Source organism: Nocardia brasiliensis ATCC 700358, assembly GCF_000250675.2.
In the GTDB taxonomy this organism is placed as follows: domain Bacteria; phylum Actinomycetota; class Actinomycetes; order Mycobacteriales; family Mycobacteriaceae; genus Nocardia; species Nocardia brasiliensis_B.
This window is the reverse complement of record NC_018681.1, coordinates 2,349,322-2,364,428: the sequence shown is the minus strand read 5'-3', so window position 1 is coordinate 2,364,428 and position 15,107 is coordinate 2,349,322. Positions and strand designations below refer to the sequence as shown.

At 67.8% G+C, this 15,107-nt stretch carries 13 protein-coding genes; 6 read left to right on the top strand and 7 right to left on the bottom strand.

What is annotated here, in order from left to right; genetic code table 11:
* Position 1 precedes the first annotated feature (1 nt).
* Positions 2–784, top strand: a complete 783-nt coding sequence (locus O3I_RS10590; RefSeq protein ID WP_014982901.1) for a fumarylacetoacetate hydrolase family protein — start codon at positions 2–4, stop codon at positions 782–784.
* A 79-nt stretch (positions 785–863) separates the two neighbouring features.
* On the opposite strand, the gene O3I_RS10585 is transcribed toward O3I_RS10590, so the two are convergent.
* The 4 genes from O3I_RS10585 to O3I_RS10570 all read right to left on the bottom strand — a co-directional run bounded on the left by O3I_RS10585 (position 864) and on the right by O3I_RS10570 (position 5,631).
* Entirely contained in the window at positions 864–1,235 is a 372-nt protein-coding gene (locus tag O3I_RS10585; protein ID WP_424769580.1) for a nitroreductase/quinone reductase family protein, read from the bottom strand.
* A gap of 13 nt (positions 1,236–1,248) precedes the next feature.
* On the bottom strand, positions 1,249–4,098 hold the full coding sequence (locus tag O3I_RS10580; RefSeq protein ID WP_014982899.1) for a P-loop NTPase fold protein: 2,850 nt from the start codon (positions 4,096–4,098) through the stop codon (positions 1,249–1,251).
* 74 nt (positions 4,099–4,172) lie between these two features.
* Positions 4,173–4,706, bottom strand: a complete 534-nt coding sequence (locus O3I_RS10575; protein WP_014982898.1) for a DUF3145 domain-containing protein — start codon at positions 4,704–4,706, stop codon at positions 4,173–4,175.
* Between the two features lie 100 nt (positions 4,707–4,806).
* A complete protein-coding gene (locus tag O3I_RS10570) occupies positions 4,807–5,631 on the bottom strand; it encodes a serine hydrolase domain-containing protein (protein WP_014982897.1) in 825 nt (274 codons plus the stop codon).
* Between the two features lie 42 nt (positions 5,632–5,673).
* Between O3I_RS10570 and O3I_RS10565 the strand changes: the two genes are divergently transcribed.
* From O3I_RS10565 to O3I_RS10555, 3 genes are all read left to right on the top strand, one after another.
* Entirely contained in the window at positions 5,674–6,867 is a 1,194-nt protein-coding gene (locus tag O3I_RS10565) for a serine hydrolase domain-containing protein (protein ID WP_014982896.1), read from the top strand.
* A 7-nt stretch (positions 6,868–6,874) separates the two neighbouring features.
* The gene (locus O3I_RS10560) at positions 6,875–7,372 is read left to right on the top strand and encodes a GNAT family N-acetyltransferase (protein WP_014982895.1); all 498 of its coding nucleotides are present in this window, start codon (positions 6,875–6,877) and stop codon (positions 7,370–7,372) included.
* Between the two features lie 77 nt (positions 7,373–7,449).
* Entirely contained in the window at positions 7,450–7,797 is a 348-nt protein-coding gene (locus O3I_RS10555) for an iron chaperone (protein ID WP_014982894.1), read from the top strand.
* 42 nt (positions 7,798–7,839) lie between these two features.
* Here O3I_RS10555 and O3I_RS10550 read toward each other — a convergent pair whose 3' ends face one another.
* The 3 genes from O3I_RS10550 to O3I_RS10540 all read right to left on the bottom strand — a co-directional run bounded on the left by O3I_RS10550 (position 7,840) and on the right by O3I_RS10540 (position 10,770).
* Positions 7,840–8,970, bottom strand: a complete 1,131-nt coding sequence (locus O3I_RS10550; protein WP_014982893.1) for an NDMA-dependent alcohol dehydrogenase — start codon at positions 8,968–8,970, stop codon at positions 7,840–7,842.
* 133 nt (positions 8,971–9,103) lie between these two features.
* Positions 9,104–9,634: a DinB family protein gene (locus O3I_RS10545; protein WP_014982892.1), complete on the bottom strand. Its 531-nt coding sequence runs from the start codon at positions 9,632–9,634 to the stop codon at positions 9,104–9,106.
* A gap of 71 nt (positions 9,635–9,705) precedes the next feature.
* Positions 9,706–10,770 (bottom strand): phosphotransferase family protein, encoded by a 1,065-nt coding sequence (locus O3I_RS10540; RefSeq protein WP_081593949.1) that lies wholly within the window; start codon positions 10,768–10,770, stop codon positions 9,706–9,708.
* 80 nt (positions 10,771–10,850) lie between these two features.
* Here O3I_RS10540 and pabB point away from each other — a divergent pair, with 80 nt between their 5' ends.
* Positions 10,851–13,082 carry an aminodeoxychorismate synthase component I gene (gene pabB, locus O3I_RS10535; protein WP_014982890.1) on the top strand — a complete coding sequence of 744 codons (2,232 nt, stop codon included), beginning with the start codon at positions 10,851–10,853 and terminating at the stop codon, positions 13,080–13,082.
* Between the two features lie 109 nt (positions 13,083–13,191).
* Entirely contained in the window at positions 13,192–15,099 is a 1,908-nt protein-coding gene (locus tag O3I_RS10530; protein WP_063632242.1) for a TerD family protein, read from the top strand.
* Positions 15,100–15,107: the final 8 nt, after the last annotated feature.

Genomic DNA, 15,107 nt, shown 5'->3' with positions numbered 1-15,107 from the left:
CATGCGTATCGTCCGCTATTCCCGCGACGGTCAAGCCGCGCGCGGGGCCGTCATAGGCGATATGGTGCACTGCCTTTCGCTCGACAACGAGCCCGGAGCAGAGGTCGGCCCGCTGGCCGAGCAGACCTTGCTCGCCCCCTGCGAGCCGCGCACCATCGTGTGCGCGGGAAGCAATTACGCGGGCCAGATCATCGAGAAGGGCAGGCCGTGGCCGCAGCGTCCGTCGCTGTTCCTCAAGTCCCCCAACGCCGTCACCGATCCGGACGCGACGATCCTGCGGCCCGCCGAAGTACGGCGGCTGGAGTACGAAGGCGAACTGGCCGTCGTCATCGGGCGCACGGCGCGCAACGTGCCCGCCGATCGGGCCGCGGACTACATCCTCGGCTACACCTGCGCCAACGATGTCACCGCGGACGACTGGCGGTCCGACGGGCAGTGGGCGCGCGCGAAAAGCGCGGACACCTTCTGCCCCTTGGGGCCTTGGATCGAGACCGATGTTTCCGATCCGTCGGCGCTGCACCTCGTCACCCGCCGCAACGGGCAGGTGGTCCAGCAGGCCGCGGTCGCGGACATGGTCTTCGGTGTCGGTGCGCTGCTGTCCTTCGCCACCCGCTGGATCACCCTGCGTCCCGGCGACATCCTGCTCACCGGCAGCCCCGCCGGGGTCGGGCCGATGGAACCCGGCGACACGGTGGAGGTCGAGATCGCCACCATCGGCACACTGCGCAACACCGTCGCGGACCGCGAGAGTCACGAGACCGGCGGTGTCACCGTCGTTCGCTAGTCCCTCGGCCCGGCGCCGCGAGCCGCTTTCACTGTTCGGTCGCGGGCGGAAGCCGAGTCTTCCGCCCGCCTGGGGAAGTTCAGTCGGTGGTGGCCAGATCGATGCGGATGCTCAGCAGGTTGTTGCCGAGCAACCGGACCCCGGCGCTGTTGCCTTTCGGCAGCTTCTCGAGCAATGCGACGGGGTCGTGATCGGGCAGCAGATGCGCTGTTCCCGAATGCCACTTCCCCTTCAAACGCAGCCGCACCTGGTTGTTCACCATGATGTTCCGTACGTACTGCGACCGTTCCCCGAACTCGGAGACGAGCCAGAACGACCCATCGATCAACCGCCCGCCGATGGGCGTGATCCGCGGTGCCCCGCTCACCCGCCCGATGGTCTCCAAGAGTTCCTGGTTGGGCATCCGGACTCTGATCGGGTTGGCGATCCGCCGCTGAATGGCATTGACTATCTTTTGTTTTCGATCAACCGCGTTCGGCACCCCCGGAGGTTAGCACCACCCTCGGCGTCGCCAGAGGTGTGGCGGTCACCAAGGTGTAAGAGAAGCGGCGGACACGGGGCAGCCAGGTCTGGAGGACGGTGAGGTCGGGGAGTTCGACGGCCTCGGTGAGGTCGGTCACCCCCTGATGGAGCCGGATCCACTGGGACAGATGGCTTTCCGGGAAGGATCCGACAACCCGATTGCGCCAGGACGGTTCCGACCAGCGCGGTTCGAGATCCGCGACGAACTGGCGCCAAGACGAATCGGCCGCCCGGTGCGCCAGGCCACCCTCGACATCGTTGCGGGGGTCGGGCCGCGCGTCGAGTACACCGCCGAGCAGACAGGGGTGCGCGGTGAGCAACCCGAGCAGGACCACGACGGCCTGATACTCGCCCAATTGCCCGTTGGAGCCGAGGAAGTGCGAGGCGTCGGAGAGGTCGCGGGTGGCGCGAATCATGCGGTACAGGTTGAAGATTCGTTTCGCTTCACGCGGGGTGGTGATGAGCGTGTCCAAGGACGCCAGCAGGGCCAGTTCTGCCTCGCCGATCGGCGTCGGTACGGTCGCTGTGCTGATCGAACTCTCCTGCGCGGCCACCTCGGATCCGGCCTCGATGGTGATCACGCCACTGGAGCCGTCCGAACGGGATGGCGGTGCCGTGCGATCGTTCGGATCGGTTGCCCGGGCCGAGGTTTCGCGCTGCCCGTCCGCCGACTCCGCGGCCGTGACCGGTGGATCGGCGATCGAACGCAGCAGCCGACCAAGGCTTCCGTCCGACATAGCGGGCAGTACCAGCGGGATGTTGAGGATCTTCTCCAGATAGTCTGCGGGCGTGTGCCATGCGTCGGCCGCGCCCTCTGCGATGTCGTCCCGCAGCAGATCCGCGTATCGGCTGCGCAGCGAGCGCAGCAACCAGGTGGGATCGACGCCGACCACGACGACGAACAGTTTGAACGCCAGCAGCAGATGCACCGCTTGCAGTACCTCGACCACCTGGTCGGGCCGGCAGCGATCGAGATCGTCGATGTAGAGCACGATATGGTCGGGTGGTCGTTGCGCACCGGCCCATTCCTCGGGGTGGGCGCGCCAATCGTCCATCAACTCGACGAGTTGGGCGAGGTCCTTACGGATGGTCGAGACCAAACCCAAGTTCCCCGAGTAGGAATCGCCCTGTGCGCGCTCGGCGAGGAACGAATAGAGGCGGCGTCCCGGCTCGAGCTGTGCCAGCTCCCGGCCCAGCTCGCCCACATGCGCGACGACATCGTCGAGCTGGGCCTGCGCGATGCGCTGCGACGCTTCGGCGGCACGTAACTCGTCGAGCGTGCCTGCCAATTCCGCGTGCGCCGATTCTTCGGTGGCGTGGTCCAGGTGGGTCCGCACCTCCTCGGTGATCGTCCGCAATCCGCGCAACCCGTCCCCGGCCCGTTTCAGATAGCCGAGACCGACACCGGCGAGCACGGTGAACAGGCCGAGCGCCGGCGCGATCCAGTCCCGCACGGCCGGCACCGCCACGGCCACGACGGCACTGACGAACAGCAGGGCCACCGCGACCACCAGCGCGAAACGACCGCGGCGACCCGACGATGCACGGCGCAAACCGTCTGCCTCGCTCAGCGTGCCGTCCAGTTCGGCCGCGAAGAGTTTCGCCTGCTCGGACTGATCGGTGACGCCGAGTTGCCGCCACAGGTCCTCGACCCGGCTCTGAAACGCGGGCGATCGCCGCAGAGTCCGCAGGAGATCACCGGCGGTGGCTCGGCGTTCGGCGACGGCCCGATCCACCTCCGCCTGCAAGCGCGCCACGGTAGCCGTCGCCTGCCGAGTGGCGAGGGTCAGCTGATCCCGTTGATCCAGGTGCTCGGCGATTTCCCGGCGAATTTGCTTCGCCTGTTCCTTCGGGTCGATGTCCGGACCCGCCAGCTGCCGGAAGATCTCATCGCCCAGACTCGCCCACAGGTTGGTATCCGCGTAATGCCAAGCGTTGAAGCCGATTTGTGCAATGTGCGCGCAATATGCCGTGTCGGAGCCTGCGAGCAGGCGAATTCGTTCGCGCAGCATCGCCATGAATGTGCTTTTGCCCGAACCCCATTCCCCGAACACACCGATCGACAGCGGCAGCGGTGTGGTTCGATCCGCGATAACCGTGGCCAGCATGCTGACGTAGGGGGCGAAGCCGAGTTGATCGCTGGACAGCGGAAGTCCGGCGTTCGGGTCGACGAGGTCACTGGTCAAACCGCCGGACAGGGTTATCCCGGAGCCCGCTCGATACCGCTCGAAGTCGTTGCGTATCAATTCCGCGTGCTCGACTGTCTGGCAGATGAATGTGACCCGATCGAGGTCGAATATGCCACGGTTGCGCGGGGCCTGTGCCGCTTCGATCACTGCGGGCACGAGGACTGCCGACACACGATCGGCGGGCTCGGACAGCGCTCCGGCACCCAAGAGCGGAAACGCGAGTGCATGTGCGCCGCCGGTAGCCGCGGCGTCGACCGTACTCACGGCAGCCAGACGCAACGAGTCAGCGGTGACATCACCTCGGTCGCCGATACCGTCGCGGGGCGTGACAAGAATCGCGCGGCGGAGCCGCGTGCCCGCACTCCGCGACCCGGCCAAGTCGACGACGACAGGCGCCGCCGCCCGAATCTCCTGATAGCGGGTCGCGCCCCAGTCCGATTCGGGGAATTGATCGGCCAGTGCCCGGCCCAAGGTCCCCAGGACGCTGCCGAACGACACAACGATCGCGTCGATATCCAATTCCCATGGCCGACTTGTCACTTCGACCGAATACTGGATGCCCCCGATGTTGCCGAGAATGCTCTCCGTCGAAAGTTCCGCCACCCGTCCCCCTGTCGGCGACTGCGCTCCTACCGCGAAAAGCAGTGTAGTGCAGCCGACCTCGGTGAACGGGGGATCTACCCTACGTCGCGGCGCAACCAGGTGACCTCGGCGCCGGATTCGGTGCCGTAGCGGTATACCTCGAGGTCTTCGTCCCAGGGGGTGCCGAGCGCGCGGTCGATTTCGGCGGCGAGGTCGTAGTTGTTGTATTTGCCGAGTTCGCCTGCGGCTTGCAGCATCGCGCGCAGGCGCATCTCGCCCAGGGTCACGTCGCCGTTGGCACTGGTCGAGCCGTGCCAAAGCCCTAATCCGGGCACGAAACAATAACGTTCGCCGTCGACGCCTTCGCTGGGGTCTTCGGTCACTTCGAATCGGAGCACCGGCCAGGAACGCAGCGATTGCGCAATACGGGAGGCGGTGCCGACGGGTCCGAGCCATTCACTGGTCGCGCGCAATTGGCCGTCCGCGGGTTGCGCGGTCCAGCGCAATTTCGCGGGCGAACTCAAGGCCGAGGTGAGTGCCCACTCGACGTGCGGGCACAGCGCGGCAGGCGACGAGTGGATGTACACCACACCCGCCGTCACGTCCGCGAACTGACTCGATGCGCGCACCACTAACACCTCCAGCGTCGACGGGGGACGTCTTCCCCAACGACCCGTCCAGCTGGTGTTGCCTGAGTGTACTGGAGTGCCCGATGTTACATGTGTTACTTCATCCCCGTGTTGCGTGTGCCGCCTCCGCAATGACCGCGTCGCTGAGTGGCGGCCAGGCCGCCCTGGCCCAGTCGCCGAAATTCTGGTCGGCCAATGCCAGACACGCCAACCGCGACGCGGGGTCCACCCAGAGAAATGTGCCGGACTGTCCGAAATGGCCGTACGTTCCGGGGGAATTCGAGCTTCCGGTCCAGTGCGGCGACTTACCGTCGCGGATCTCGAAGCCGAGTCCCCAATCATTCGGACGCTGCGAACCATAACCGGGCAGCACACCATTCAGGCCGGGAAATTGGACTGATGTCGCCTCGGCATGAGTCGGTTCGGAGATCAACTGCGGGTTCAGCAATTCCGCCGCGAAACGGGTCAGATCGGCGACGGTGGATCGCGCCGCGTGCCCGGCGGAACCGGCCAGCACCGAGTCGGTCATGCCCAGTGGCGCGAAAACCGCGTCGCGCAGGTACTCCTCGAACGCGATGCCGGTCTGTTCGGCGACGAAACGGGCCAGCACCTCGAAGCCCGCGCTGGAGTAGATCCGGCGGGTACCGGGTGCGGCCTGGATATCGTCGGTGTCGAAGGCGAGGCCGGAGGTGTGCGCGAGCAGGTGGCGCACCGTCGACCCCGCCGGGCCGGCCGGCTGATCCAGTTCGATCGCGCCCTCTTCGACCGCGACCAGCACCGCGTACGCGACCAGCGGCTTGGTCACCGAGGCGAGCGGGAACACCCGATCGACCTCGCCCTCGGTCGCCGCGGCGCCGTCCGCGCCGACGACGGCGGCCGCCGCATGCCGGACCGGCCAATCCCTGATCTGCTCGAGTGCACGCACCCCGCGAGCCTACGAGACGCGCGCCGATACCATCGAACGACTATGAGTGAAACGCCCACGGTCCACGGCGAGGTGGAGTCCGGCTTCGGACCCGTCGCCGACGCTTTCCGCCGCAACTTCGCCCAGCACGGTGAGATCGGGGCGGCGGTCGCGGTATACGCGGGCGACCGCCCGGTGGTCGACCTGTGGGCGGGCCATCGGGACCGCCGCCGGACGCTGCCGTGGGAGCGCGACACCATCGTCCCGGTTTTCTCCTCGACCAAGGGGCTGGCCGCGTTCACGGTCGCATCCGCGGTGTCGAAGGGTCTGCTCGATTACGAAGAGCCGGTGGCGACCTACTGGCCCGAGTTCGCGGCACACGGCAAGGCGGCGGTGACGGTCCGGCAACTGATCGATCATCAGGCCGGACTGTCCGGGCTGGACCCGATCGTGCGGTTGCCCCAGATCGCGGATCTGGACGGGCTCGCCGCGATCCTGGCCGCGCAGAAACCGGCGTGGCGCCCGGGCACCCGGCACGGCTACCACGCGATCACGCTCGGGCTGTACCAGGGCGAACTACTGCGCCGGGTCGACCCGCATCGGCGCACGCTCGGGCGAATCTTCGCCGAGGACATCGCGAAACCGCTCGGCTTGGACTTCTTCATCGGGCTGCCCGCCGAACAGGGATTGGAGCGCATCGCCACGATGGCCGCGACCCGCGGGCTGGACGCGCTGCGTTTCGAGCGCGACCTCCCGCTGCGGATCGCCGCGCAACTCGCCGCCAAACGCGGCCTCGCCTACTCGGCGCTCACCAACCCGCGCGTCGGCGATCCGGTGCGGGCGACGCGACGCGAATTCCTCGAGGTGGAGCTGCCGGGCTCCAACGGCGTCGGCAATGCGAGATCGCTGGCGAAGATCTACGGCGCGGCGGCAGGCCGTACCGGTGCACTTCCCATCGAGGACGCGCTGCTCGATCGGCTCGCCGCCGCGGACACCGCCGACGACGTGCCATCCGGCGATTTGGTGCTGCTGCTCAAAACCCGCTATCACCTCGGGTTCCGCAAGTCCGGCGGCGAATTCCGCTTCGGCTCCGACAAACGCGCCTACGGCACCACCGGCCTCGGCGGCTCCTTCGGATTCGCCGACCCCAGCACCGGTCTCGGCTTCGGCTACACCATGAACCGGCTCGGCCTCGCCGTCCTCGACGACATCCGCAGCCGCAACCTGCGTAACGCCCTGCTCCGCTGCACCCACTGAGCGCACCGTGACCGCGAGCACCTGGGTCGTCGCGGCGGAGCCGTTCGACTCCGCCACGGCGGCACAGCTATGGCGCGCGTACTACACCGAGGTCAGCGACCGGTGGTATCGGCTGCACGAGAACAGGGCGACCGATCCGGCGGAACTCGAGCGGGAGATCGCGGCGGTGCAGGGGCACGAATTCGCGCCGCCGCGCGGGGTTTTGCTGGTGGGGCGGCTCGACGGCGAGGCGGTGGGCACGGCGGGCGTGCACCTGCTGGATGCCGCGACCGCGGAGTTGAAGCGTGTGTTCGTGCGAGCGGATATGCGCGGAAAGGGTGGCGCCGCCTTGCTGGTGGCGGCGGCCGAGGACGCCGCGCGTGAGCTGGGGGCCGAGCAGATCGTGCTGGACACCCGGCGAGATCTGGTGGAGGCTCGGGCGTTGTACGCGCGGCTCGGCTACCAGGAGTCGGCGCCGCACAACGACCAGCCATACGCGCAGTGCTGGTATCGCAAGAAGGTGTAGCGAAGTCTGCTTAGACTGGCGGTGCTCCACTTTCGCAACGACGCAATCGAGAGCCGCTCACGGAATCGAGGCACCTCGTGGTAGAGCAGACCGCAACCGTCGACACCTATATCGCGTCGTTTCCCGAAGACGTGCGCAGCATCCTCGAAGAGATCCGGGACAGCATCAAACGTGTGCTGCCCGAGGCGACCGAGGCGATCAGCTACGACATCCCGACCTTCAAGGTGAACGGCCACAACGTCGTCCACTTCGCCGGCTGGAAACACCACGTCAGCGTGTATCCGATCCCGGCGGGCGACAAGGCCTTCGAGCGCGCCGTCGAGCCGTATCGCGCTGGAAAGGGAACCCTCAAGTTCCCGCTCACCAAACCGATCCCCTACGACCTGATCGCCGAGATCGCCACCAAACTGGCCGCCCGCCGCTGACCGCTGCCGCGAGTGGCACATCGCGCCACTCGCGGAGGCGAATCACCAGTCGGCTTCGGTGTACTTGATGATGCCGCGAATGTTCTTGCCGTCGAGCATGTCCTGGTAACCCTGGTTGATCTCCTCGAGGGAGTAGCTCCGGGTGACCATGTCGTCGAGGTTGAGCTGGCCGGCCTTGTAGAGGCGCAGCAGGTTCGGGGCGTCCTGGCGGGCGTTGCCACCGCCGAAGATGCAGCCCTTCACTGTCTTCTGCAGCATGGACAGCAGGAAGCTGTTCATCTTCACCTCACCGGCGTCCATCCGGCCCATCGAGGTGACGACCAGGGTGCCCGCCTTGGCGGTGAGGATCAGGCCCTCTTCGATGTAGTCGCCGTGCATCTCGCCCATGGTGAGGATGACCTTCTCCGCCATCCGGCCCTCGGTGGCGTCCATCAGCGGCATGATCGCGGCGGCCATGCTCTCGTAGGTGTGCGTAGCGCCGAACTTCTGTGCCTGCTCCCGCTTCCACGGATTCGGGTCGATGGCCACGACCTTCGACGCGCCGGAGAGCACCGCGCCCTGCAGTGCGCTCATGCCGACACCGCCGATGCCCGCGATCACCACGGTCTCGCCGGGCTCGACCTTGGCCACGTGGGTGGACGAGCCGAAGCCGGTGGGCACACCGCAGCCGACCAGGCAGGCCACCTCGAACGGAATGCTGGGATCGATCTTCACCACGGACGTGTGGTGCACCGTCATGTACGGCGAGAAGGTGCCGAGCAGGCACATCGGGATGACGTTCTCGCCGCGCGCCTGGATCCGATAGGTGCCGTCGCTGATCGCCTGACCCATCAGCAGACCGGCGCCGAGGTCGCACAGCGCCATGTTTCCGCTCACGCACGCCGGACAGCGCCCGCAGGCGGGGATGAACGACAGGATCACGTGATCGCCGACGGCGAGGTCGGCGGGGCAGTTCGGCCCGAGCTTGGTGATCACGCCCGCGCCCTCGTGGCCGCCCATCACCGGGAAGGCCGGCATCGGCGTCGCACCGGTCACGATGTGATGGTCGGAATGGCACATGCCCGCGGTCTCCAGCCGGATCTGCACCTCGCCGGAGACCGGATCGCCGACCTCGATCTCTTCTACCGACCACGGTTGGTCGATCCCCCACAGGATCGCGCCCTTCGTCTTCATTCCTGTCGACCCTCTCGCATGCACGTGCTTATATGTGACTGCACCCACACTACGAGAAAAGTGGAACGCGTTCTAGTACTGCGCCGAAAATTCAGCGGCACGAGGGATCGGACCACACGAACACGTTCTAGTATCAGCCCCGCACATCGTGCACGTGGTGCACCAGGTCGTGGATGAAGTACCGGGCGAACGAGTCCACCGTGAAGATCGAGCCGTCGCTGCGTTCGCCGCGCAGGTGACGCTGCGACAGCGGGACGGATTCGAACGAACGGGCCACCCGCTCCGCGGCGTCCACGAGTTCGGCACTCACCCGCGCCGGGTCCTGCTGGTCGTATCGCTCGGCGACCGCGGTCTCGTCCTGATCCCAGTTCGAGAAGCGCGGCACCGAACCGTCCGGCGTGCCGGCGAGCATCAGGGCCAACCGGGAATCGAACAGGCGGCACACGTCGCGCACATGCGCGCCGTACTCCAGCGGCGACCAGGTCGAGTCGTCCGGGCGAACTCGCACATCGGGACGCTGGAGCACGTCGGCGAACCGGACGGCGGCATCGCGCGTCAGCGCGGGCACGGCTTCGAACGCGGTGCCGTTCGGGTCGAAACCGCAATCGGCACAAGCCCGTTCGACCACCCAGGTCCAATTCTTCACATCGGGAACGATCGGCATGCGCCCAACCTAACCTGGCGGAATATCAGCTGCGATAGATATTCCGCCAACCCTCGCCAACATCCCGACAATCACTCCATCAGGCGCTGCGCGCGCTCGAACAGCTCCAGCGTGATGGCGTGCAGGAAGTCGCCGACCTGCTTGGGTGCCTTACCCGCGAACGCGCGCGCGTGCGTGCCCTCCAGCACGATGCCGAGCTTGAAGCAGGCGAGCACGGTGTACCAGTTGACGGCGCTCAGGTCGCGATCGGAGAACTGCCCGTAATGCGCGACCATCTCCTCGGGCGTGGGCAACCCGCCCGCCGCACCCAGCTTGCCGACCAGCGCCGCGCCGGTGGTGCCCGGTTCCGGACGGGTCGCGATCTGCCAGCCGAGATCGAGCAGCGGATCCCCGATGGTGGACATCTCCCAGTCGACCATGGCCGCCACCTGCGGGCCGTCGTAGGCGAACATCATGTTCGCCAGGTGACAGTCGCCGTGCAGGATGCCGGGCGTCCACTGCGCGGGGCGGTGGCGTTCCAGCCACTCCCCGGTGCGCTCGACGCCGGGGATCTGCGGGCCGGGATAGCCCTCGTTGGCCGCATAGGATTCGAGTTCGCCGAGCCAGCGCGGCACCTGACGTTCCAGGAACCCGTCCGGCTTGCCGTAGTCGGACAGCCCGAGCGCCTGATAATCGAGCGCGCCGAGCCGGGCGATCGCCTCCACCGCGGACAGGCCCATCGCCTTGCGGATCGCGGGATCGCCCGCATGCAGCTCGGGCAGCTCGTTGGCCGGGTTGAAGCCCTCGATCGGCTCCATCAGATAGAACACCGCGCCGATCACCGACTCGTCGGGGCACGCGGCGATGACCCGGGGTGCGCGCACCTCGGCCCCGTTCAGCGCACCGAGCAGGCGCGCCTCGCGGCGGATCACCTCGTTGCTCTTGGCCCGCAGATGCTTCGGCCCACGGCGCAGGACGTAGGTGTGCCCGCCGCGCGCGAACCGCAGCATGACGTTCTGCGTCCCGCCGCCGAGCGCGGTCACCTCGTCGAATTCCCCTGCGGGCAAACCCTGCTCATCCATCCACTTGCCGACGAGGGCGAAGTCGACGAGTTCACGATCCACGCCGCTCGGTTGCGCAACAGACATGCCCCACATTGTGCACCACGGGAATCAGCAAACTGAAGGCACATGACAACAGTTAGCCGGAATCGGCGCGGCGTAGGGTTTCGGGCACCATGCGCACGTTGCTCATCGACAATTACGACTCGTTCACCTACAACCTGTATCAGCTGATCAGCGAGGTGAACGGGCTCGAGCCGACTGTCGTGCGCAATGACGAGGCAGGCGAGCTCGAACTGAGCAGATTCGACAACATCGTGATCTCTCCCGGGCCGGGCCGCCCGGACGTGCCGCGCGACATCGGCATCTCGGCGACCGTGATCCGCGAGGCCGAGCTGCCGTTACTCGGCGTATGCCTGGGCCATCAGGGCATCGTGGTGGCGGCGGGCGGGATCGTCGCCCCGGCCCCCGCGGCACGGCACGGCTATCTCGATCGGATCGAACACGACGATCGCGACCTGTTCGCGGGGGTGCCGCAGGGTTTCACCGCGGTCCGCTACCACTCGCTGTGCGCGCAGCGGCCCCTGCCGGACACCCTGGAAATCACCGCGTTGTCGGCGGACGGGGTGATCATGGGCGTGCGGCACCGCGGCAGGCCGCAGTGGGGCGTGCAGTTCCACCCCGAGTCGATCGCGGGGGAATTCGGCGCCACCCTGTTGCGCAACTTCGCGGAATTGACTGCGGCGCACCGGAAGACGAACTCCCGCGGCCGAACCCGCAGTCAGCGAACGGATCCGGTGACGATGCGTTTGCGCCCGGTGCCCGTCCCGTCGAACCCGCCTCCGCCCGTCACCCCGTCGGCCGCCGACACCCTGGCACCCGAGCAATTCCCCGCCGGGGCAGAGCAATTCGGCCTCGACGCCGGTGCGCCCGCCCATACCGCCGACCTGGATCGCTGCGGCGGGCCGCCGCGACAGTGGCAGCTCCAGCACACGGTGATCGAGCGGGCCATCGACACCGAGAGCGCCTTCGTCCGGCTGTACGCCAACTCCCCCACCGCGGTGTGGCTGGACAGCGAACACGTCGAGCCCGGACTGGACCGTTTCTCGTTCCTGTGCGACGCGAGCGGACCGTTGTCGGAAGTCGTGCGGTACCGGGTCGGCAGCGGCGAGGTGACCGTGGAGTCGTCCGACGGGCACCGGCGGGTGGTCGCGGGCGGCGTGCTCGACTACCTGGCCGCCGAACTCCGCCGGCGTCGCCTCGAACTGCCCGCGCTGCCTTTCGATTTCGCCGGGGGGTATGTCGGTTACCTCGGCTACGAGGTGAAGTCGGACTGCGGCGGTGCGGCGGCCCACCGGGCGCCGACGCCGGACGCGCAGTGGCTCTTCGCCGATCGGCTCGTGGTCGTCGATCATGTCGGCGGGCGCACCCATCTACTGTCGCTGACGGATTCGGCGCCGGAGACACTGCGCGCGGGCGCGGACTGGCTGCGCGATACCGCCGAAACCTTGGCCTCCCTGCCGACCTGGGCGAATCCGCCCACCCTGGACATCCCGTCGGACGGCGACGCCGTCGAGCCGCTGCTGATCCGTGGCCGCGAGCGCTACCTCGCCGATATCGATGTCTGCCAGGAACGGTTGCTGGCGGGCGAGTCCTACGAGATCTGCCTCACCGACGGCGTCGTCATTCCCGCCGCGGAAGACGACGGACTCGACTTCTATCGAACGCTGCGCCGCTGCAACCCCGCGCCCTACGCCGCCTATCTGCGCTTCGACGATCTCGAAATCGCCTGTTCCTCACCGGAACGCTTCCTGAAGATCGATCGCAGCCGCACGGTGGAGAGCAAGCCGATCAAGGGCACCGCACCGCGCGGCGTGACGCCCGCCGAGGACGCGCGGCTGGCCAGGGACCTGGCCGACAGCCCGAAGACCCGGGCGGAGAATCTGATGATCGTCGACCTGCTGCGCAACGATCTGGGCCGGGTCTGCGAGATCGGCAGCGTGCACGTGCCGAAGTTGATGGCGATCGAGTCGTATATGACCATGCACCAACTGGTTTCCACCGTGCGCGGCACGCTGCGGCCGGAGGTCGACGTGATCGACTGCCTGCGTGCGTGTTTCCCCGGCGGCTCGATGACCGGTGCGCCGAAACTGCGCACCATGGAGATCATCGACGAGCTGGAAACCGAAGCACGCGGCGTCTATTCGGGCACCATCGGTTTCCTCGGCCTCGGCGGCACCGCGGATCTCAACATCGTCATCCGCACCGCGGTCCGCTACGACGGCCGCTGGCGTATCGGCGCGGGCGGGGCCATCGTGCTCGACTCCACCGCCGACGACGAATACCACGAGATGACCCTCAAAGCCGCGGCTACCTTGCGCGCCGCCGCCGACCGCGCCGTGCACTGAGCCGGAGCGGTCCCGGCCTGGAGAAACCCGCGCTACGCGGGCCCGCCCCGCCGAACGGGGGCACCGGCGGATTCGGCGTGTCGGAGGGTCGTGGCATAGTTCGGGGACGATGAAACTCAGCAAAGGCGCCAACGCACCGGTACCGACATCCCTTCTTGCCGTGGTTGTTTCGTGGCAGTCGGCGCATGCGGTGGACGGGCATGCCCTGTTGCTCGGCGCGACCGGGACGGTGCGCAGCGACCGGGATCTGGTCTTCTACAACGCGCCGCGGCACATCTCGCAGGCCGTGACCATCGATCAGGAACCCGCGCCCCGCACGGCCCGGCTGAGTGTGTCGCTGCCCCGCACCGAGGCTGCGGTGCAGCGGATCGTGATCGGCGGATCGGTCGACGAAGGCACCTTCGGCGATATCACCGGGCTGACGCTGACCATCCACGACGCGAACGGCCCGATGACCGAGTTCGCCATCGAGGACGCCGATCCGGTGACCGCGCTGATGTTCGGTGAGTTCTATCGCCGGGACGGGCAGTGGCGCTTCCGCGCGATCGCCCAGGGTTGGTCCACCGGATTGTCCGGGCTGGTCACCGAATTCGGCGTCAGCGTCGACGAACCAGCCGACGGAGCACGCGGAGCCGAATCCGCCGTGGGTCGGCGGCCGCCGCGCGAACCCGCGGTTTCACCCTTGCCGGAACGTCTTCCACGCGACTCGGCGACCGGTCGCCCGGGTCGAGCCGATCGGCTCGACGAACCTGAGCACCAGCTCGACGAGCCCGAGCACCAGCTCGATCAACCCGAGCACCAGCTCAATCGACCCGAGCACCACCGCGGCGGGACCGAACGCACCGACGTCCGAACGCATCCGCCCGTGCCGGACACCGCGATCCGTACCCGGACCGGCCGCCCGGTCGACCTCGCCCGCCGCCCCGCCGAGACCGCCCCGCCCCCGCCGCCACCGGATCCCGAACGGGCGGACTGGTATCCGGACCCGGAGAACTCCGCCCGCCTGCGCTGGTGGGACGGCACGGAATGGACCTCGGCCACGCACCGGCGCCGCCCGCCGGACGAGCGCCATTGCGCCCGTTGCGGAAACCCGCGACGCCGCAGGCTGTTCCGCGGGCTCGTACCCTGCGAGCCGTGCACGGCCGAGACCGAGGAATTCCTTGTGCACTGGCACAGCCAAGCGTGGCGGGTGCTCACCACGCATGGGCCGCGCGGGCCCGAATGGGCGGCGCTGTGGGCGTCATTGCGGTATCAGCGCATCGACGAGAACGCGGGCCGCGCCGCGCTGCACGACGCGGCGCTGAGTTACGTCGAACGTCTCGTCGCGTTCACCTTCGCCGACGGCGAGGTCGAGGAAGGCGAGCTGGCCGCCTTCGAGCACGCCGTCGCCGAACTGCTGCTCTCCGGTCCGCTCATCGAAGACCTGCGCAGGCGAATGCATCGCGGCCGCAGCCTGTCCCGGCTGCGGGCCGGCGACCTTCCGGTGGTGCGCACGCCGGGACTGCATCTGGACCCGGAGGAGAAGGTGCATCTCGATCTGCCCGCGATCCATGTCCGCCAGCTGGCTCGCGGGCCGCGGCTGACCGAAGGCAGGCTGATCGTCAGCAACAAGAAGCTGCGTTTCGTGGGCGACGGCACCGGCGTCGAATTGCCGTGGTCCCGTGTCGTTTCCGTGCACACCGAACAGAACACGGTGGTGCTCGCGGCGACCTCGGCGCGCGGCGGCGCCGGCTTCACCGTGAACGACCCCGACCACGTCGCCGCCGCGCTGGAGGGGGCGCTACGGGTGGCCAAGCGCCTCGTCCTCACCCCGGGCCAGCGCGATACCCGCAGCATCCCGCAGGAGGTGAAAGCCGAAGTGTGGCAACGCGACGGCGGTAAGTGCGTCGAATGCGGCGACAGCCACTACCTGGAGTTCGACCACATCATCCCGCTCAGCCGCGGCGGCGCGACCAGCGCGGCCAACTTGCAGATCCTGTGCCGTTCGTGCAATCGCGCCAAGGGTGCCCGCATCTGAGGCGGAGC